This window comes from Pseudomonas sp. (genome assembly GCF_050739775.1).
Classification (GTDB): Bacteria; Pseudomonadota; Gammaproteobacteria; order Pseudomonadales; family Pseudomonadaceae; genus Aquipseudomonas.
This window is the reverse complement of the sequence record NZ_JBOICA010000035.1, coordinates 1-19,605: the sequence shown is the minus strand read 5'-3', so window position 1 is coordinate 19,605 and position 19,605 is coordinate 1. Positions and strand designations below refer to the sequence as shown.

Genomic DNA, 19,605 nt, shown 5'->3' with positions numbered 1-19,605 from the left:
GAGCCCCGGGGGACAAGGAAGAAAGCCTGCAGGCCCTGCCCCTATAATCGCGCTTGTGCCGGTGCGCCCACCCGTGCTTTGGCCATGGCCGCCAGGCGTACGGCGACGTTGGCGGCGCCATAGCCACTGTAGCCATTGCGCCGCTGCAAGACCTCGAAGAAAAAGCGCTCCTCGAACGGTTCGGTGTACACGTGAAACAGCTCGCCGCCCTGGGCATCACGGTCATAGAGCACGTTGTAGTAGGCCAGTTCGCTGAGGAACTCGTCGTCGAAATCAAAGCGCGCGGCCAGGTCGTCATAATAGTTGAGCGGAATGTCGAGCAAGGCCACGCCAGCCTCCTTGGCCTGCTTGACCGCAGCAAAGATGTCGTCGCAGTCGAAGGCGATGTGGTGCACGCCCGAGCCGCGATAATGCGACAACGCATGGGCAATTGCCGTGTTGCGGTTTTCCGAGATGTTCAACGGCAAGCGGATCGAACTGCAACGGCTGCGCAGGGCGCGGCTCTTCACCAGACCATAGGGATCTGGCAGCACCACCTCGTCATCGGCAGTGAAATCCAGCAGACTTTTGTAGAACAGCACCCAACTGTCCAGACCATCGGCCGGTAACGCCAGGGCCATGTGATCGATGCGCTTGAGACCCAGGTCATTGCCCGAGGCTGGCACCAGGCTGAAATCGGTATCGTAGATGGTCCGGCCTTCAGCATCCTGATCGACCAGATAGATCAGGCTGCCATCCGGTGCACGCACGGCAGCCAGTTCACGTTCGTTAGGCCCGACCAGGCCACAGTAAGGCTGGCCGTGGAAGGCCACGGCGCGGGCCAGGGCCTGAACGCTGTCCTTGACCCGGATTGCCGTAGCGCACAAAGACGGACCATGGCTTTCGAAAAAGTTGTGGGCAAACGAATAGGGCTCAGCATTGAGGATCAGATTGATATCGCCCTGGCGCAGCAAACTGACATTCTTCGAGCGATGTGCACCGGCACGGGTGAAACCCAGGCGTTCAAGCCAGTTGCCCAGCTTGGCCCCGAGGGCATCATCCACGGCAAACTCAAGAAACTCGATGCCATCGTATGCGCTGGCCGTGGGCGGCGCGAACAACAGCTCATCCTGAGGTTGCCGGGCCTGCTGCTCAAGGCGTTGGCGGGTCTTTTCCTCAAGGTACAGCAACGAGCGCAGGCCGTCGGCGGCGTTGGCCCGCGGTGGCGCGGCGCGGAAGCCATCGTTGAAGATTTCCAGCGACAACGGCCCGCGATAGCCGCTGGCCAGAACCGGTGCCAGAAAGCCCGCCAGGTCGAATTCGCCCTGCCCCGGGAAGCAGCGAAAATGCCGGCTCCACTCCAACACATCCATGGCCAGCAGCGGTGCATCGGCCATCTGCACGAAGAAGATCTTGTCACCGGGGATCTGGGCTATGGCGCTCGGATCACCCTTGAGCGACAAGGTGTGGAAGCTGTCGAGAATCATCCCCAGGCTTGAGTGATCCGCTGCCTGGACGACCTCCCAGACCTGCTGCCAGGTGTTCACATGACGGCCCCAGGCCAACGCTTCGTAACCGATGCGCAGATCGCGAGCCTCGGCGCGTTCGGCCAACAGCCGCAGGTCATCGACCAACACCTGGTGTTCGCCCACTGAATCGGCGGCGACGTTGCTGCACACCAGCACCAGATCGGTGCCCAGCTCCTGCATCAGGTCGAATTTGCGCTCGGCGCGCTCCAGGTTGCGCGCCAGACGATCACGGCGGCAGCCTTCGAAGTCGCGAAACGGCTGAAACAGGGTGATTGCCAGGCCCAGGTCAGCGCAGCGCTGGCGGATTTCCCGCGGACTGCCGGCGTAGTAGAGCAAATCATTTTCGAAGATCTCGACCCCGTCAAAGCCTGCGGCGGCAATGGCTTCGAGTTTTTCAGGCAAAGTACCGCTCAAGGATACGGTGGCAATCGAACGCTGCATTTTTATCGCTCCGATGGGCAGGCAAAACCCGGATGCTGCGATTATTGGCGGTGAACACTTTTTGCTCAATTAAAAAGGGACTAACCGGTTAGTTTTGTGTTCGATTATCGCCCATAATAGCGCTCAACGAATTGACCCTTTTTTGACCACAGGCGCACCATTTCGACACCGGGCAGAGTTGCTCAACGAGCCAAAAGCTCCTCGACCCCTGCCGTTTCAATCGACAGCCGAGCACCCCGGCGTCCTTAGCGTTGCGTCACCAAGGCTAGACCCATAAACATAAAAATACGGGTAACCCTCCCATGATCCATTCGCACAGCACCCGCATAGCCCAGCCGCTGGCCAGCACCCCGCACGCCGGCATCGGCGACAAGATCCGTGGCGCCATGGCGGTCGGCAAGACCCGCTGGGTCATGCTGGCCCTGGTGTTCTTCGCCACCACCCTGAACTACATCGACCGCGCCGCCCTGGGCGTCATGCAGCCGATCCTGGCCAAGGAAATGAGCTGGACGGCGATGGATTACGCCAACATCAACTTCTGGTTCCAGGTCGGCTACGCCATCGGCTTCGTCCTCCAGGGCCGCTTGATCGATCGCATTGGGGTCAAGCGCGTGTTCTTCTGCGCCGTGTTGCTCTGGAGCCTGGCCACCGGTGCCCATGGCCTGGCCACCTCGGCAGTGGGCTTTATGGTCTGCCGGTTCATTCTCGGCCTGACCGAAGCGGCCAACTACCCGGCCTGCGTCAAGACCACCCGCTTGTGGTTCCCGGCCGGCGAACGGGCAGTGGCCACCGGCATATTCAATGCCGGGACCAACGTCGGGGCGATGTTCACCCCCATGCTGCTGCCACTGATACTCACCGTCTGGGGCTGGCAGGCCGCGTTCATGGGCATGGGCGCACTGGGCCTGGTGTGGGTGATTTTCTGGAGCCTTAAGTACTTCAATCCGGAAGACCATCCAACGCTCAGCAAGGAAGAACTGGCCTATGTGCAGGGCGAAATGGAACCGGAGCAGGCCCGCGTGCCCTTCTCGCGAATCCTGCGCATGCGCGGCACCTGGGCCTTCGCCCTGGCCTACTCGATGACCGCGCCGGTGTTCTGGTTCTACCTGTACTGGCTGCCGCCTTTCCTCAACCAGCAGTACAACCTGGGCATCAGCGTGACCCAGATGGGTATTCCACTGATCGTCATCTACATCAGCGCCGACTTCGGCAGCGTCGGCGGCGGCATTCTCTCGTCGTTGCTGATTGGCCGGGGCATGGCGCCGGTCAAGGCTCGCCTGTTGTCGATGCTGCTGTTCGCGGTCACCATCATCGGCGTGATCTTTGCCGCGGGCGCCAGCAGCCTGTGGATTGCAGTATTGGCCATCTCCCTGGCAATCGCCGCACACCAGGCCTGGACCGCCAACATCTGGAGCCTGGTGATGGACTACACGCCCAAGCACATGATGAGTACGGTGTTCGGCTTCGGTGGCATGTGCGCCGCCATCGGCGGGATGTTCATGACCCAGTTGGTGGGCTACATCCTGACCACGACCAACAACAACTACACCTTGCTGTTCACCATGATCCCGGCCATGTACTTCATTGCCCTGGCCTGGATGTACCTGATGGCCCCACGCAAGGTGCCGAAAGTCGAAGCCTAGGGTTTACGCTGCAACCAGGCAGCGCCCAGCCCACTGAGGCAGATCAGCGCAATACCGACCAGCCCGGCCATGTCCGGGCTGTGCCTGAACAGCACCAGGCCGAGTATCCCGGCAAACACGATCTGACAGTAACTGAACGGCGCCAGCATGGCCGGTGGGGCATGGCGGAAGGCCTGGGTCAGAAACAGGTGCGCGGTCATCCCGCAAGTACCGAGCGCCACCGCCATCAATCCGTGGATCAGGCTCGGGGTTTGCCAGAACATCGGCACAATGGCACTCATCACCAGCGTATTGAGCACACCGGTAAAGAAGTTGCTGGTGGTCGGGCTATCGATGCCGCTGAGCTTGCGGGTCAGCAGCTGGTAGAAACAGAAACACAGCGCCGAACCGAAGGGCAGTAGCACTGCGGGCGTGAACAGTGCGCCTCCGGGATGGATGATCACTGTTACCCCGACGAAACTCACCAGCACCGCCACCCACTGGCCACGGGTCACCTTCTCGCCCAGCAAAGGCAATGACAATGCCGTCACCAGCAGGGGTGCAAGGAAGTTGACCGCGGTGGCTTCGGCGAGCGGGATGTACTGCAAGGCGGTGGTAAACAACAGGCTGGTGCCCAGCAAGCACAGTGCGCGCAAGGCCTGCAGCCCCGGCCGACGCGTGCGTAACACGCGCAACCCGGACTGTGGCAGGAAGATCGCCATCATCAGCAGGGTGTGCACCAGGTAGCGGGCCCAGACCACCCAGAGAATCGGATAGAACCCGGCCAGGTACTTGGACAGGGCGTCATGGCTGGCAAACAGGAACGTTGCCAATACCACCAGCAAAATGCCCCGCAGTGGCTGGCTGGCATCGTTGAGCGCAGTGGGACGGGGCATGCGGTGCAATCTCGGGGAACTGGAATTTCAGTTATTTAGAACCAAGTTCCATTTTTATTGCAAGCAGAAACATCGCCGGGGATTAAACAAACAATTCGGACGCTGGACTTGCTGCCGACAACTCCGCCGCAGCGGCCAGCAGTAACGGCGCCAACTCGTGCATGCGCGCCTCACTCATCCGCGCGCTGGGCCCAGCAACGCTGAGAACACCCACCGTATGGCCATCCACAGGATGGCGCACCACTGCCGCCAGTGCCGAGGTGCCCACCGCCGAACTCTCTACCACCCAGGCGTAGCCATGCTCCCGGGCCAGACGCAGGCGCTCGAACAATTCGGCATTGGAGGCTGGGGCGTTGGGACCGAACGCTTCACGCTTGGCAATGCCCTGGCGTTCGACCAGCAGCAAGGCCTGGGCATTGCTCAGGCTTGACAGCCAGGCATGCCCGGAAGCGGTGTAGAACAGCGGCGCATCACGGCCCATGTCCGGGTCGTAGCGCAGACCCGAGCGAGCCCCCTGGGACTTGGCGATCCATGTCTGGCGGTCACCGTCGACCACTCCCAGGCGCACCAGCTCGCCAGTCTGCTGGGCCAACTCATCGAGTATCGGCTGGACGATGTCAGCGCCGCTGCTGGCCAAATAGCGAAAACCCATGGCCACCAGGCGAGTGCTCAGATGATAGCGGCTGCTCTCCAGGTTCTGGCGCACATAACCCAGGCGCATCAACTCGGCGAGCATGCGATGTGTTGCACTCTTGGGAATATCCAGCTCTTCGGCCAGGGTCTGCAGGGGCAACCCGCGCGGTTCGCTGGTGAGGCGTTCGAGAACACTGAACGCGCGTTCGATCTGACTGCCGGCCATGGTCATGGTTCCTGAAGTTTGTGCCGATTTTAAAGAGCCACGGCGAAAGCGCAAATTTACAGGAACAGGCGTAATCGCGGAGCAAGCCCCGCGATAGGACCACACAAATCAGAAGTCGAAAAACACCGTCTCACCCTCACCCTGGATACGGATGTCAAAGCGATAAGCCAACTTGCCATTCACCTCACAACGTGTAGCCACCAGCGTCTCGCGCCGCTGCGGTTGCTCGATCAGGTTAAGCACCGGGCACTGGGCGTTGGCCTGGGCTTCATCATCGAAGTACAGGCGCGTCTGCAGGTGGATGTTAATGCCCCGGGCAAACAGGCTGACGTTGATGTGCGGCGCCATCGGCACGCCTGCGGCATTGCGCACGACACCGGGTTTGATGGTGTGCAGGGTCCACTCACCCGCATCGAATGTGGTGGCGGTGCGGCCAAAACTGTTGAAGGGCTGTTCCAGATCGAAGTCGCCCCGGTATTGGCCATTGTGGTCTGCCTGCCAGAACTCCAGGAACGAATCCCTGACCAGATGACCGTTGCCGTCATAGACGTTGCCGAACACCAGTATATGTTCACCCGGCGCATCCTGGCGGGCCATGCAGTTCCAGATTCCCTGGTCGCGGGTCGGATTGCCGGCTGCCTCTAGAGCCAGGCCAATGTGCACATACGGGCCAGCGGTCTGCGAAGGGGTTTCCGGCAGCAGTTCGATAGGCATGGGGATTCTCCTCAGCAGTTTTCGAAGTGGGTTTTGCGCTGGCCGCGCAGGACGATGTTGAAGCGATAGGCCAGGCAATCCATCGGGTTACCGTTGCTCATATCCAGCCGCGCAATCAGGCTCTGTACTGCCTCAGGGTTGGCGATCGATTTGACGATCGGGCACATCGGGATCAACGGATCACCTTCGAAATACAGCTGGGTGATCAACCGGGTAGCAATCGACGGACCGCTGATCGATACGTGAATGTGCGCCGGGCGCCAGTCATTCGGACCGTTACGCCATGGGTACGGGCCCGGCTTGATGGTGCGGAAACTGTAGTAGCCCTCGCTGTCGCTCAGGGCACGGCCGACACCACCGAAATTGGGGTCCAACGGCGCCAGGTAGCGATCGTTCTTGTGGCGGTAGCGGCCACCAGCGTTGGCTTGCCAGATTTCTACCAGGGTATGCGGGATCGGTTTGCCGTATTGATCACAAACACGGCCGGCGAGAATGATCCGCTCACCAATGGGCAGCCCGCCGTTGTTGAAGTTGAGCAGCAGGTCATGGTCATGTTGGCCAAACTTCAGGTGGGAAAAGTCCGGTCCTGTGCTTTCGCTGATCGACTGGGGAATGCTCACCAACGCCTGACGTGGCGAACGGGTAATGGAGGTTTTGTAATCCGGGGTCAAGGCTTTCGGGTGCCAGTTGCGATCACGGATAGCGAAGCGACTAGGGTCTTGCGCAGACATGCCGTTCTCCTGCTTTAGAATTGTTGGAGCGCCTGGCGTGGCAGGCGCGCTTGCAGTTTCCGGCATGTTCGGCTTGGGGAACATTGAAAATAAGCCAGTCATTCATAACCATATGGTTATGTGACTATCAGGAATCTGACAGAGCGACGCACGGTGAACTAATCTCTGTGCTCATGTTTCCACGCTCGGGAGAGCACTCATGCAATGGCGAAAAGGCAGGCGTAGCGACAATGTGGTCGATGCCCGTGGAGAGGGTGGCGGCGGCATGCGCTTGGGCGGTGGCAAGGGCCTGAGCATCGGTGCGATCCTGTTGATCGTCGGCATCGGCTGGATGACCGGGCAGGATCCGCTGCAGATCCTCGGCCAACTGACCGGGCAGATGGGCCAGCAAAGCGCACCAGTCAGTACCGGCACCGGCAAGGCTCCGCCCGCCAACGACGAACAGGCCGAATTCGTCGCCTCTATCCTGGGCGACACCGAAGATACCTGGCAGGCGATCTTCGCCCAGGCCGGGCGCCAGTACAAAGACCCGACCCTGACCCTGTTCAGCGGCCAGATCAACTCGGCCTGCGGCTTCGCCTCCTCGGCTGTCGGCCCGTTCTATTGTCCCGCCGACCAGAAGGTCTACCTGGACATGAGCTTCTTCCGCGAGATGGAGCAGCGCTTCTCGGCGGCTGGCGATTTCGCCCAGGCCTACGTCATCGCCCACGAAGTCGGCCACCATGTGCAGACCCTGCTAGGTGTCTCGGCCAAGGTCCAGGCCGCGCGCCAGCGTGGTGAACGCATGGAAGGCGACAACGGCCTGCTGGTGCGTCAGGAATTGCAAGCCGACTGCCTCGCCGGCGTCTGGGCTTACCAGGCACAGCAACGCCTGAACTGGCTTGAACCCGGTGACATCGAGGAAGCCCTGAACGCCGCCAATGCCATCGGCGACGACCGCCTGCAACAGAAGGGCCAGGGCCGGGTGGTACCGGACTCCTTCACTCACGGCACCTCGCAGCAACGTGTGCGCTGGTTCAAAACCGGCTTTGCCAAGGGCGACGTCAACCAGTGCGACACCTTCACCGCCCGCTCGCTGTAATCCCTCCCTGTTGATCCGCGGCAGCCCTTGAAACTGCCGCGGACATACCCAGAAACTACCGCTGAGCATTTTTGCTGAAAAAGCGTTTCAGCTCCGACGCAATCCGCCGATAAACCCTGCTCAGAACATCGGCTGGCCATAAATAACAACAACCTTCCAGCGATATGGATCAAGAACCACAACGTTCCTGGAGGGATTGCATGAATAGCTGGATTGCCAACATCAGCGTCAACCTGAAACTCGGCCTGGGCTTCGGCCTGGTGCTGCTGCTCACCAGCCTGCTGGCCTTGACCGGCTGGAACAGCATGAGTGGACTGATCGATCGCAGCAACTGGATGAGCGACATCACCCAGCTCAACAGTGACCTGACCAACCTGCGGATCACCCGCCTGCAATACATGCTGGCCAATGGCGACGATGCCGCCGCTGGCAATGTCCAGGTCAAGTTGAATGCCTTCAGTGAACAGCAGCAAAAGCTGCTCAAGAGCTTCAAGAGCCCGGAGAACGTCAAGTTGCTCCAGGAGCTGGGCCAGACCATCAGCGAGTATCAGGTTTCGATCAACAAGATGCGCGCCGGCTACAAGACCAGTCTTGCCGCTCGGGAGGCGATGAACCTGGCCGCTTCACGCGCCATCGAGCTGGTCGAGGCGATCAACCGCGACATCCTCGCCCTGCCTGAAGGTGACGCCAGCCGCCTGGAGCAATTCCGCACTATCACCCAGGCCAAGGAGCAGCTGTTCCAGGTGCGCCTGGCTGTGCGCAGCTACATTGCCGATATCAGCAGCGAAACCGAACAACTGGCGCTGCGCCAGCTCGATGGTGCCCTGGCCGAGATTGCCAGCCTGGACCGTCAGATGCCGAACGAAGCCGCGCGCATCCAGCAGTTCGAAAGCGCGGTGCTGGGCTACCGTGATGCTGTGCGCCAGTTCCGCGATGCCACCGCCGATGTGGCCGTCGCCCGCCAGGAAATGACCGTACAAGGCGCCACCATCGTCAAGATCAGCGATGCGCTGTACAAGATTCAGCTCGAACGCCGTGACAACGAAAGCGCCCAGGCCCGTACTCTGCAGCTCACTGCTACGCTGCTGGCCTTGCTGGTCGGCGTGCTGGCCGCGGTGATCATCACCCGCCAGATCACCCGTCCACTGCGCGAAACCCTGGCCGTGGTGGAAAAGATCGCTGCCGGCGATCTCACCCACAACTTGCGCGTCACCCGTCGCGACGAACTGGGCGTGCTGCAGCAAGGCATTCAGCGCATGGGCTCGACCCTGCGCGACCTGATCAGCGGCATCCGCGATGGCGTCACCCAGATCGCCAGCGCCGCCGAAGAGTTGTCGGCCGTGACCGAAGAAACCAGCGCCGGGGTCAACAGCCAGAAAGTCGAGACCGACCAGGTCGCCACGGCCATGCACGAAATGGCCGCCACCGTGCAGGAAGTCGCACGCAACGCCGAGCACGCTTCGTCTGCCGCCACCGATGCCGACGCGCAAGCGCGTGCCGGTGACCAGGTGGTTGCCGAGGCGATCAGCCAGATCGAACGCCTGGCCGAAGAAGTGCACCGTTCCACCGAAGCCATGGGCCTGTTGCAGCAGGAAAGCCAGAAGATCGGCAGCGTCATGGATGTGATCAAGTCGGTGGCCGAACAGACCAACCTGCTGGCGCTCAACGCCGCCATCGAAGCGGCTCGTGCCGGTGAAGCCGGACGTGGCTTTGCCGTGGTTGCCGACGAGGTTCGCGGCCTGGCCCAGCGCACGCAGAAGTCCACCGAAGAGATTGAAGAGCTTGTCGCCGGCCTGCAGAGCGGGACTCAGCAAGTGGCCAATGTAATGCTCGGCAGCCGCAACCTGACCGACAGCAGTGTCGAGCTGACCCGCAAGGCCGGCGCCTCACTGGAAAGCATCACCCGCACAGTGTCGAACATTCAGTCGATGAACCAGCAGATCGCGGCGGCAGCGGAACAGCAGAGCGCGGTGGCCGAGCAGATCAGCCGCAGCATCATCAACGTGCGCGATGTGTCGGAACAGACAGCGGCGGCCAGCGATGAAACGGCGGCCTCCAGTGTCGAGTTGGCGCGGCTAGGTAATCAGTTGCAGACCATGGTCAGCCACTTCCGCGTCTGACCGTTGATTGGTGTGGGAGCGGATTCATCCGCGAAGGGCCGCAACGCGGCCCCAAGGGCTGGGCCTGCTGCGCAGTCCTTCGCGGATGAATCCGCTCCCACCGACTCCGCTTACTTAACGACCTGCCCTACCCCACGACCACGTGGATCGGAAGCGGTCTCCAGCACCGTACCATTCACCCGGATGGCCTGGATATCACCCATCTCCCAACCCTGATCCTCCGGGGTGTAGCCCATCTTCTTCAGCTCGTCCGCGACCTTGCCAGTCAGCGGTGCATAAGCGTCGAAGTAGATGGTGTCCTTAGGCAGCAACTGGTGATGAACGCGCTGCGCGGCCACGGCTTTCTCCAGCGGCAGGTTGTAGTCATACAGGTTGTTCAGCACCTGGAAGATCGAGGTGAAGATCCGCGAACCGCCCGGCGTACCTAGCACCAGAGTGACCTGGCCATCACGGGTGACCAGGGTCGGAGCCATGGACGAGAGCATGCGCTTGCCCGGTTCAATGGCATTGGCGTCGCCGCCAACCACGCCGAAGGCGTTGGCCACACCCGGCTTGGAGCTGAAGTCGTCCATCTCGTCGTTGAGCAGGAAGCCTGCGCCCTTGACCACCACACCACTGCCGTAGTCCCAGTTCAGGGTGTAGGTGTTACTGACCGCGTTACCCTGCTTGTCGACGATGGAGAAGTGCGTGGTCTGATGCGGTTCCAGGCCAGGGCGGACTTTCTCGGTTGCCGAGATGGCAGTCGGGTTGACCTCCTGGGCACGCTTGGCGATGTAGTCTTTGGCGATCAGCTGATCCACCGGCACCTTGGAAAAATCCGGGTCGCCCAGGTAGTCGGCACGGTCAGCGAACACCCGCTTCTCGATTTCCGCCAGCAGGTGGATATAGCGCGCCGAGTTCAGCTCGACACCCTTGAAATCGGCCGCTCGGTTTTCCTTGATGCCCAGCAGCTGCGCCAGCGCCACCCCGCCGGAGCTTGGCAGCGGTGCGGTGTAAACCATATTGCCGCGCCACTCGATGCCCATCGGCTCACGCCACAGCGCTTTGTAATCCTTGAGGTCGTCTTTGCTGATCAGGCCCTTGTCGGCCTGCATCTGCGCAACCAGCAGGTCGGCGGTCTTGCCCTGGTAGAACTCGCTGACACCCTTGTCGGCAATGCGCTCCAGGGTTTGCGCCAGCTCCGGCTGCTTGAAGGTCTCGCCGACTTTCATGGTGCCGAAGTAGTCGTTGAAGTTGGTGCTGTCCTTGAACAGGCCGAGGGCATCTTCGCGGTACTGGTACTGCTTGGCGGCGATCTTGAAGCCGTTCTTCGCGTAGCCCACTGCCGGGGTGATCAACTCGGCCCAAGGCAGCTTGCCGAACTTCTGATGCGCCTCCCACAAGCCCATTACCGTACCCGGCACACCAGCGGCACGGGCACCGACCAGGCTCAGGTTCTCGATGATCTCGCCCTTTTCATCCAGGTACATGTTGCGGCTGGCAGCCTTGGGCGCCACTTCGCGGTAGTCGAGGAAGTAGGGTTTGCCATCCATGTACAGGGTCATGAAACCGCCGCCGCCAATGTTGCCGGCTTCGGGGTAGGTCACGGCCAGGGTGAAGGCGGTGGCGACAGCGGCGTCTACCGCGTTACCGCCTTTCTTGAGAACTTCGGCGGCTACCTGTGCACCATATTGATCGGGGGCGGCCACTGCACCACCGTCCAACGTCACCGCGTAAGCCGATGAACTGGCGATTATCGCGGCACTCAGGCCCAGGGTTCGAAACATCACAACGCGCATGAGAGCTTCCTTGGTGTTGTTTTCGTTGAACAGCCATTAAGGCTTATGTCCGAAAAGTAATCAAACACCATAGGAAGAAATCGCCGCTCGCAGGAAAGTCCTGTCGCAGCGGGAGCGTTCAGCAGGCGTAGATCGCCAACTTGTGCTGGATGAAATCGAGGAAGCACTGGATGCGCAGGGCCAACTGCGAGTTGCGGTAGTACACCGCGTTGATCGGCTGGCGATAACCGCTGTTGTGCTCGGGTAGAACCACCTGCAGACGACCGGCGCGGATATCTTCATGGGTCATGAAGTGCGACAGGCAGGCGATGCCCTCGCCGGCCAGGGCCAGTTCGCGCACGGTCTCACCGCTGGAAGCCGACAGGCTCGGGCGAATCAGCAGGCGATCACCTTCGACATGACGTAGCGGCCAATGGTTGAGGGTTTCGGTCTGGGTAAAGCCGAGTAGCGAATGCGCTTGCAAGTCTTCGACCCGCTCGGGTGTACCGTGACGCGCCAGGTACTCGGGACTGGCCAGTACATTCAACGGACTGCAGCCAAGGGAACGGGCATGCAGGCTGGAGTCGGCCAGTTCGCCGATGCGGATGGCAACATCAGTGCTTTGCTCGATCAGGTCGATGATCAGGTCACTGGTGTTGAGCTCCAGCTGAATCTGCGGGTACAGCGCACGAAACTCGCCAATCCAGGGCACGATGGCATGCAGCATGAAAGGCAAGGCGGCATTGATCCGCAGACGTCCGCAAGGCGTCTGGTGGTGCACCGACAGCTGCTCTTCGAGCTCATCCATCTGCTGCAGGATCGACTTGGCCCGCTCGAAGAAGAACCGTCCTTCTTCGGTCAGGTCCATGCGCCGGGTGGTGCGGTTGATCAGCGTAGTGCCGAGCTTGGCTTCCAGGCGCGACAGGGTCCGGCTGATCGCCGAGGGCGTTTGCCCGCCTTGCTCGGCGGCAGCGCTAATCGAGCCGCACTCGATTACCGAGACGAACACCTGCAATTCATCGGACCTGGCTTTCACAGCTGTACCCCGGGGTGAGCGACAGCCGTGATAGATAGCCGCTTGGCGCGGTCAACGCAAGGATTCATCAGGCCTGTATCTGGAAAACCCGGGCCAGGTGCTGCTCATAGGCGGCTACCGCGGCCTCGACGTTTGGGCGTTTCATCACATCCACAGCCAAATAGGTTGGCAGACCGCTCATGCCGAGGAACTGGTTGGCCTTATGGAACGGGAAATACACCGCATCCACGCCCTTGCCTTCGAAGAAATCGCTCGGGTCATCGAACGCCTGCTGCGGCGCGTTCCAGGTCAGCGAGAGCAGGTACTGCTTGCCGTGGATCAGACCGCCGCTGCCGTACTTTTGCGAAGCATCGGAGCGGGTGCGGCCGTCACTGGCGTAGAGGCTACCGTGACCGGCGGTAAAGACTTCATCCAGGTACTGTTTCACGGTCCAGGGCGCGCCCATCCACCAGCCCGGCATCTGATAGATGATCACGTCGGCCCAGAGAAATTTCTGCACTTCTTCAGCGTTGTCGTAACCGCCGTCGATGTAAGTGGTCTTGATGTCGAAACCGGCACGGTCGAGCAATGCCAGGGCGGCCTCGTGCAGGGTCTCGTTCAGGCGGCCATCGGAATGGGCGAACTTTTTACCGCCGTTGAGCAACAGGACTTTTTTCATCGCTTGCCTCATCTGTCGTTCGATCCACTGCGGTGTCTGCGACGGCCGGGATCGGGTGAATTTGGATGGCGGCAGATTAGGGGATGCACAGTGTTGGAAACACCGTCGTCGGCGCAAAATACTTTTGACTTAAAAGCACGAATGACAAGCACATTATTGAAATAAAATCAGGTCCTCCCCAACCAGAGGTCGACCTCATGAGCGAACCCTACGGCTTCATTCTCAAAGCCAAGACCCATCCGCATAAAGCCGAGGCCTTCGAAGCGCTGTTCCGCGCCTATGTCGAACCGAGCCGTGCCGAGCCCGGCTGCATCGAATACCACATGCTGCGCGACAAGGCAGACCCGAGCCTGTTTGTGTTCTACGAGATCTGGGCCAGCAAGGCCGCCCTGGACGTGCACTCGGCCCTGCCGCACATGCAGCAGTTCTTCGAAAAGCGCATGGACTACCTGGAACGCGACTTCGACATTCAACCGATCGAAATGCTCAGCCCGTCCTCCGCTAGCCGTTGAGTGAGGCGCAGATCGAGCGCTTGACGTCGACCCCAGACAACTCCCAAGGTTAGATCGGACCTATGGTGACGGACCTCTCATCAGATCATCTGGAGCTGACATGTCCGATTTCATCACTGTCCTGCGCGACACCTGCCCTACCCCCGTGCTGAACGCAACCAAGTGGAAGCGCATCGGCGGCGACCCGCACACGGTGAACCTCAATGCCTACCTGTCCGAGGATGGCAGCAAGATCATGGGCACCTGGATCTGTACCCCGGGCAAGTTCGAAGTGAACTACGAGAAGTGGGAGTACTGCCATTTCCTCGACGGCTACTGCGTGATCACCCCTGAAGGTGAGCAGCCGGTGCATCTGAAAGCGGGGGACGTGTTCGTCATCGAACCGGGGATGAAAGGCACCTGGGAGGTGGTCGAGACGGTGCGCAAATACTTCGTTTTTGCCTGACGATCTCAGGGCTGCTGCGCAGCCCATCGCTGGCAAGGCCAGCTCCTACAGAATCAGGTGTGCGCAGTACCTGTAGGAGCCAGCCTTGCTGGCGATGCTCTTTTACTCGGGCTTGCGATAGCCTTCGACAATCGCCGAGAAATCCTTGCCGCCGTCACCGCGCAGGCTCATGGCCTGGTACAGCTGTTGCGCCACGGCACCGAGGATCACCGGCTGGTGCGCCTGACGCGCCGCCTCGGTGGCCAGGCCCAGGTCCTTGAGCATCAGCTCGGCACCGAAACCGCCGGTGTAGCCACGCGAGGCCGGAGCCGTTTCGATGATGCCCGGCCACGGGTTGTAGGTGTCCGAACTCCAGCAACGCCCGGTGGAGCTGTTGATGATGCCCGCCAGCACTTTGGTATCGATGCCCAGGGCATTGCCCAGGGCCATGGCTTCCGACACACCGATCATCGAGATGCCCAGCAGCAGGTTGTTGCAGATCTTGGCGATCTGCCCGGTCCCTACCTCACCACAATGCACGATGTTGCGGCCCATCTGCGCCAGCACCGGCTGCAGCGTGGCGAACAGCTTATCGCTGGCGCCCACCATGAAGGTCAGGGTGCCTGCCGCCGCACCACCAGTGCCACCGGACACCGGCGCGTCGGCCAGGTCCACACCCTGCTTCGCCGCGGCCGCCGATACATCACGGGCGGTCTGCGGATCAATCGTGCTGCACTCGACCACCGGGGTGCCGGCTCGCACACCCGCCAGCACGCCGTCTTCGTTCAGGTACACAGCACGCACATGAGCGGCAGCTGGCAGCATAGTGATGACCATATCACTCTGCTGCGCGGCATCGCGCGGCGAGCTGCTGATCTGCCCACCGAGTTCGGCAAGCTCGGCCAGCACGGTCTTGTTCAGGTCGAACAGCTGCAGTTGATGCCCGGCCTTGATCAGGTTGCGCGCCATTGGCGCACCCATATTGCCCAAGCCGATAAATGCAATACGCATGATGAGCTCCTTAGCGCAGGCTGATGGTGGTGTTCACACCGTCGTTGACGCTGTCGTCATCGAACCAGCGGCTGGTGACAGTCTTGGTCTGAGTGTAGAACTGCACCACTTGCTTGCCGTACGGGCCCAGGTCGCCGAGTTTGGAACCACGGGAACCGGTGAAGCTGAAGAACGGCACCGGTACCGGAATCGGGATGTTGATACCGACCTGGCCGACGTCGATTTCGTTCTGGAACTTGCGCGCCGCAGCGCCGCTCTGGGTAAACAGGCCGGTGCCGTTACCAAAGGGGTTGCGGTTGACCAGGGCGATGGCCTCGTCGAGGGTTTCGACCTCCAGCACCACCAGCACCGGGCCGAAAATTTCCTGGGTGTAGATCTGCATGTCAGTGGTCACCCCGGAGAACAGGGTCGGGCCGACGAAGTTGCCTTGCTCGTAACCCGGCACGCTCACCTCACGACCATCGAGCTCAAGCTTGGCGCCTTCCTTGATACCGCTTTCGATCAGGCCCAGCACGCGCTCCTTGGCACGCTTGGAAATCAGCGGGCCGACATCGGTGCCCGGCTCACTGCCAGCGTTGACCTTGAGGTTGGCGGCCAGCTCTTTAAGTTCCGGCAGCCACTCGCGCGCCTTGCCCACCAGCACCGCCACCGAGGTGGCCATGCAACGCTGACCGGCCGCACCGAAGCCGGCACCGACCAGGGCATTGAGGGTCTGGGTACGGTTGGCGTCAGGCAGGACCACCGCGTGGTTCTTCGCCCCCATCATCGACTGCACACGCTTGCCGTGCTGGCCAGCGAGGTTGTAGACGTGGGTGCCGACCTCGGTGGAGCCGACGAAGGAGATTGCCTTGATATCCGGGTGGGTACACAGGGCATCGACCACCTGCTTGCCACCGTGTACGACGTTGAGCACGCCAGCCGGTACACCAGCTTCCAGCGCCAGCTCCACCAGCATCATGGTCGACAGCGGATCCTGTTCGGACGGCTTGAGTACGAAGGTGTTGCCGCAGACGATGGCCATCGGGAACATCCACAGCGGAATCATGGCCGGGAAGTTGAACGGGGTGATACCGGCGCAGACACCAATGGGTTGGCGCAGGGTGTAAGTATCGACACCACTGGCGACGTTCTCGGCGAACTCGCCCATCTTCAGGCTACCGATGCTGCAAGCGTGCTCGACCACTTCCAGGCCGCGGAAGATATCGCCTTCGGCGTCGGCAATGGTTTTGCCCTGCTCGGCACTGAGGACCACGGCAATGCGTTTGGAGTGTTCACGGATCAGCGCCTGCAGCTTGAGCATGATGCGCATGCGCGCGCCGATCGGGGTGTCGCGCCAGGTCTGGAAGGCACGTTGGCCGGCGGCGATGGCGGCATCGACTTCTTCGGCAGTGGCGAACGGCACGCGAGCCAGCACTTGCTGGGTGGCCGGGTTGACCACGTCACGCCATTCGCTGGTTTTCGATTCGACCCACTGGCCGTCGATCAGCAGCTTGACCTGCTCGACCTTGGTCTGGCCGGGAGTGAGGGTTGCGTTCATGGGCGTTCTCCTGAAATTGTTGTTAGGGAGAGATCGACGTCGCCGGGGCAGCCTCGACGGACGCTTGGGTCTAGGGGTTGTTTTGGAGTATAGATGTGCAAAGATCCAATAAAAACGCACATAAAAGCCGGACCAACATGCAAAAAAACATCACCTCCCTGGGCGCCTTGAACTGGGATGACCTGAAGTTCTTTCTCGAAGTGGCCCGTACTCGCAAGGCCAGCAGCGCGGCCAAGCGTCTGGGGGTGGACTACACCACGGTGTCGCGGCGGATCAGTTCGCTGGAAGTGGCGCTGGGCACCTTACTGTTCGAAAAATCGCGGACCAACGGCTTTGTCCTGACCGCCGAAGGCCAGCGCCTACTCAGCTATGCCGAGTCGATCGAAAGTACGCTGCACATGGCCTGCGAGCAGGTTTCAGGTTCCGGCGTGGCGCTTTCCGGGCATGTGCGCATGGGCTGCACCGAGGGCTTTGGCAGCTTCTTCGTCACCCCGCAGCTAAGCCATTTCGTCGATGCCTATCCGGCCATCTCCGTGGACATCCTGCCGCTGCCGCACTTCATCAGCCTGTCCAAGCGCGAAGCGGACATCGTCATTGCCCTGGAGCGCCCGGAGCATGGCCCGTATGTCTGCTGCAAGCTGTGCGACTACCGCCTGCGCCTGTACGCCACCCAGGAGTACCTCGACAGCCACGAACCGATCACCCGCAGCAGCGACCTGGCGCGTCATCAATTCATCAGTTACGTCGACGACCTGGCCTTCAGTTCCGAACTGCTGTACCTGGCCAACCTGATTCCGGCCGCCAGCGCCAACCTGCGCAGCACCAGCGTGATTGCCCAGTATGTGGCGGCGCAACAAGGTCGCGGACTGGCGATTCTGCCGTGTTTTCTGGCCGCACAGGATACGCGCCTGGTGGCGATTTTGCCTGAAGAGGTGGAGATTACCCGGCAGTTTTGGATGTACTGCCGGGAGGACTTGCGCAAGTTGAAGCGGATCACCTTGTTGTGGGATTACATCCGCGAGGTGACCGAGCTGAATAGCCCGTTGTTGCTGGGTCAGACCCGGGAGATGCAGTTTGCCGACTGACAGAATTTCAAGGAATCAGGTGGCCGCATCGTAACGAGGTCAGCAGGCCTTTGCCAAGGTTTTGTGTCAGGGGTTGATACGTGACTTGTAACACCTGAGAGCGCCTCAAAGTCACTCATCCAGAGGCGCGCATGGGCACGTGATAAGGACCCACGCAGGCGCGATTAAGGGCCACGCGAGGGCACCCACGGGGGATGCGCGCACGTACCTGTAGTGAGGTGGTCATTCAGATTTTTCTGCCAGATTCTCAAAGGCCTTGGGAGGGGCAGGTGTTAAATCGACCATACTTAGCCTTTCCTCTAAGGGTGCAACCTATGAGCTGGCAAGAAGAAGCATTGCAGATAATCGGCACGGGACTCGCAGCGGTAGGCGGGCTTGGCGTGGTCATTGTCGGGCTGTCCGCCTTAGTCTCCAAGCTCGTGGTTGGCAGTATGTTGGCTAAACAGGGCCTCGAACTGTCCTCCAAGCTTGAGGCGATCAAGAAGACTCATGCGTCTGAGCTTGAGGCGACCAAAGCAGAGCTTGCCTCTAAACTTGAGGCGACCAAGCGAGAACTCGACATCCTTAAGGAGAAAACACTCAGATTTCAGAATGACAAGATGTAAAACGCTCTTTTGAGGGGCGCCTGATTAAAACCATCCGAGCCACGAGGTTTTGAACGACCAGCCCCGTAAGCTGTGAGCGAGGGGTCGCCGTGAGCATTGACCAAACAACCTTGGACAATGTCATGCAGATTTTCTTTGAGTCGCTCCCATGTCGCGGAGGGTTCTCCAAGATGAAACTCCTCAAGTCGCTTCAAGATGTCAGCAGTGATTTTCGTAGCTACCGCTTTATCGAAAGTGCGCAACGAAATAGTGGTGCTATCTGACGCTACTCCCCGAGTCCGCAAGCGGAGGTAAAAGACTTCTTTCCGTCTGTACAGATAGGGAACTGCCAGAACAGTTTTCAACAATCCAGTCATTGCCAATCACCTACGAACAACCCCACAAGCATCTCCGCAACTGTCTCCACAGGCACTCCAGAACCGTAAACATCAAAAGTAATCGTACCCGATGCATGGCCCATTACGGCCTGTGCGTAAGCCGTAGGAACGCCCTTGGCCTGCATCAAGGACGCCAACGAGTGCCGCAGTGAGTGGAATGTTAAGCCGGGTCCAAATGAATCTTTTAAAGCAGCTGGGATTGCTTGCTGGTTCACCCACTCACCGGCTGTCTTGTAGCCAATCTGAGCCAAAGGGCCTGTCCGGCACTCATCGACGTACCGCAAGAACGCTGTGAGGTCGAATCCGTAGGCACCGTCAGTCAGAGGCACCAGACGCTCACTGCGCTTGTTCTTGATTGACTTCCCTTCACCCAGCTCATTGATATGAATGACCGTGATGCCAGATGAGAGGGTCTGAATATCACCTACCGTCAATTGAGAGATTTCGTTTAGACGCCCGCCTGTGATTGCTCCAAGGCTAAGCAGCCAGCGCTTCCACGAGGTTTGTAAGCGGCCAGCGAACACACCTTCAGAATCCCCGTATTAAGGGCGATGGTGTCCGCCTATCTTTAAGCGGACGCGATCACCCTTATCGCCAGGATTCTCATGCGCCAACGAAGCTCTTATCCAAA

At 60.4% G+C, this 19,605-nt stretch carries 18 protein-coding genes and 1 pseudogene; 8 read left to right on the top strand and 11 right to left on the bottom strand.

Annotated elements, in window-relative coordinates; translation table 11 throughout:
* Nucleotides 1-41 precede the first annotated feature (41 nt).
* Nucleotides 42-1,949 (bottom strand): 3-dehydroshikimate dehydratase, encoded by a 1,908-nt coding sequence (gene quiC / locus ACRESH_RS18315; protein ID WP_431743299.1) that lies wholly within the window; start codon nucleotides 1,947-1,949, stop codon nucleotides 42-44.
* Between the two features lie 302 nt (nucleotides 1,950-2,251).
* On the opposite strand from quiC, the gene ACRESH_RS18310 reads away from it, so the two are divergent.
* Nucleotides 2,252-3,592 (top strand): MFS transporter, encoded by a 1,341-nt coding sequence (locus ACRESH_RS18310; protein WP_431743298.1) that lies wholly within the window; start codon nucleotides 2,252-2,254, stop codon nucleotides 3,590-3,592.
* Here ACRESH_RS18310 and ACRESH_RS18305 read toward each other — a convergent pair.
* The 4 genes from ACRESH_RS18305 to pcaH all read right to left on the bottom strand — a co-directional run bounded on the left by ACRESH_RS18305 (nucleotide 3,589) and on the right by pcaH (nucleotide 6,771).
* The gene (locus ACRESH_RS18305; RefSeq protein ID WP_431743297.1) at nucleotides 3,589-4,467 is read right to left on the bottom strand and encodes a DMT family transporter; all 879 of its coding nucleotides are present in this window, start codon (nucleotides 4,465-4,467) and stop codon (nucleotides 3,589-3,591) included. The two genes, ACRESH_RS18310 and ACRESH_RS18305, sit on opposite strands and share 4 nt — an antisense overlap.
* 82 nt (nucleotides 4,468-4,549) lie before the next feature.
* Nucleotides 4,550-5,326 (bottom strand): IclR family transcriptional regulator, encoded by a 777-nt coding sequence (locus ACRESH_RS18300; protein ID WP_431743296.1) that lies wholly within the window; start codon nucleotides 5,324-5,326, stop codon nucleotides 4,550-4,552.
* Between the two features lie 108 nt (nucleotides 5,327-5,434).
* Entirely contained in the window at nucleotides 5,435-6,040 is a 606-nt protein-coding gene (gene pcaG, locus ACRESH_RS18295; RefSeq protein WP_431743295.1) for a protocatechuate 3,4-dioxygenase subunit alpha, read from the bottom strand.
* 11 nt (nucleotides 6,041-6,051) lie between these two features.
* Entirely contained in the window at nucleotides 6,052-6,771 is a 720-nt protein-coding gene (gene pcaH / locus ACRESH_RS18290) for a protocatechuate 3,4-dioxygenase subunit beta (RefSeq protein WP_431743294.1), read from the bottom strand.
* A 199-nt stretch (nucleotides 6,772-6,970) separates the two neighbouring features.
* Between pcaH and ypfJ the strand changes: the two genes are divergently transcribed.
* From ypfJ to ACRESH_RS18275, 3 genes and pseudogenes are all read left to right on the top strand, one after another.
* Entirely contained in the window at nucleotides 6,971-7,852 is an 882-nt protein-coding gene (gene ypfJ, locus ACRESH_RS18285) for a KPN_02809 family neutral zinc metallopeptidase (RefSeq protein ID WP_431743293.1), read from the top strand.
* Nucleotides 7,853-8,016: 164 nt separating this feature from the next.
* Nucleotides 8,017-9,117, top strand: a pseudogene (locus tag ACRESH_RS18280) (methyl-accepting chemotaxis protein); the annotation flags it as partial.
* Complete coding sequence (locus ACRESH_RS18275) at nucleotides 9,109-9,972, top strand: methyl-accepting chemotaxis protein (RefSeq protein WP_431743323.1); 864 nt, start codon at nucleotides 9,109-9,111, stop codon at nucleotides 9,970-9,972. The pseudogene ACRESH_RS18280 and the gene ACRESH_RS18275, both read left to right, overlap by 9 nt.
* A 110-nt stretch (nucleotides 9,973-10,082) precedes the next feature.
* Here ACRESH_RS18275 and ggt read toward each other — a convergent pair whose 3' ends face one another.
* The 3 genes from ggt to ACRESH_RS18260 all read right to left on the bottom strand — a co-directional run bounded on the left by ggt (nucleotide 10,083) and on the right by ACRESH_RS18260 (nucleotide 13,423).
* Complete coding sequence (gene ggt, locus ACRESH_RS18270; RefSeq protein ID WP_431743292.1) at nucleotides 10,083-11,750, bottom strand: gamma-glutamyltransferase; 1,668 nt, start codon at nucleotides 11,748-11,750, stop codon at nucleotides 10,083-10,085.
* Nucleotides 11,751-11,868: 118 nt separating this feature from the next.
* The gene (locus tag ACRESH_RS18265; RefSeq protein ID WP_431743291.1) at nucleotides 11,869-12,765 is read right to left on the bottom strand and encodes a LysR substrate-binding domain-containing protein; all 897 of its coding nucleotides are present in this window, start codon (nucleotides 12,763-12,765) and stop codon (nucleotides 11,869-11,871) included.
* Nucleotides 12,766-12,832: 67 nt separating this feature from the next.
* Nucleotides 12,833-13,423, bottom strand: coding sequence for an NAD(P)H-dependent oxidoreductase (locus ACRESH_RS18260; RefSeq protein ID WP_431743290.1), 591 nt, complete (start codon nucleotides 13,421-13,423; stop codon nucleotides 12,833-12,835).
* Between the two features lie 197 nt (nucleotides 13,424-13,620).
* Between ACRESH_RS18260 and ACRESH_RS18255 the strand changes: the two genes are divergently transcribed.
* Together ACRESH_RS18255 and ACRESH_RS18250 are read left to right on the top strand one after the other, a co-directional pair.
* Complete coding sequence (locus tag ACRESH_RS18255; RefSeq protein WP_431743289.1) at nucleotides 13,621-13,935, top strand: putative quinol monooxygenase; 315 nt, start codon at nucleotides 13,621-13,623, stop codon at nucleotides 13,933-13,935.
* 100 nt (nucleotides 13,936-14,035) lie between these two features.
* The gene (locus tag ACRESH_RS18250) at nucleotides 14,036-14,380 is read left to right on the top strand and encodes a cupin domain-containing protein (protein WP_038614945.1); all 345 of its coding nucleotides are present in this window, start codon (nucleotides 14,036-14,038) and stop codon (nucleotides 14,378-14,380) included.
* Between the two features lie 102 nt (nucleotides 14,381-14,482).
* Here ACRESH_RS18250 and mmsB read toward each other — a convergent pair whose 3' ends face one another.
* Nucleotides 14,483-15,370: a 3-hydroxyisobutyrate dehydrogenase gene (gene mmsB / locus ACRESH_RS18245; RefSeq protein ID WP_431743288.1), complete on the bottom strand. Its 888-nt coding sequence runs from the start codon at nucleotides 15,368-15,370 to the stop codon at nucleotides 14,483-14,485.
* Nucleotides 15,371-15,380: 10 nt separating this feature from the next.
* Nucleotides 15,381-16,907, bottom strand: a complete 1,527-nt coding sequence (locus tag ACRESH_RS18240) for a CoA-acylating methylmalonate-semialdehyde dehydrogenase (RefSeq protein ID WP_431743287.1) — start codon at nucleotides 16,905-16,907, stop codon at nucleotides 15,381-15,383.
* 137 nt (nucleotides 16,908-17,044) lie between these two features.
* Between ACRESH_RS18240 and ACRESH_RS18235 the strand changes: the two genes are divergently transcribed.
* Nucleotides 17,045-17,992: a LysR family transcriptional regulator gene (locus tag ACRESH_RS18235; RefSeq protein WP_431743286.1), complete on the top strand. Its 948-nt coding sequence runs from the start codon at nucleotides 17,045-17,047 to the stop codon at nucleotides 17,990-17,992.
* A gap of 314 nt (nucleotides 17,993-18,306) precedes the next feature.
* Nucleotides 18,307-18,597 carry a hypothetical protein gene (locus ACRESH_RS18230; RefSeq protein WP_431743285.1) on the top strand — a complete coding sequence of 97 codons (291 nt, stop codon included), beginning with the start codon at nucleotides 18,307-18,309 and terminating at the stop codon, nucleotides 18,595-18,597.
* A 352-nt stretch (nucleotides 18,598-18,949) separates the two neighbouring features.
* Here ACRESH_RS18230 and ACRESH_RS18225 read toward each other — a convergent pair whose 3' ends face one another.
* Nucleotides 18,950-19,498 carry a tyrosine-type recombinase/integrase gene (locus ACRESH_RS18225; RefSeq protein WP_431743284.1) on the bottom strand — a complete coding sequence of 183 codons (549 nt, stop codon included), beginning with the start codon at nucleotides 19,496-19,498 and terminating at the stop codon, nucleotides 18,950-18,952.
* Nucleotides 19,499-19,605: the final 107 nt, after the last annotated feature.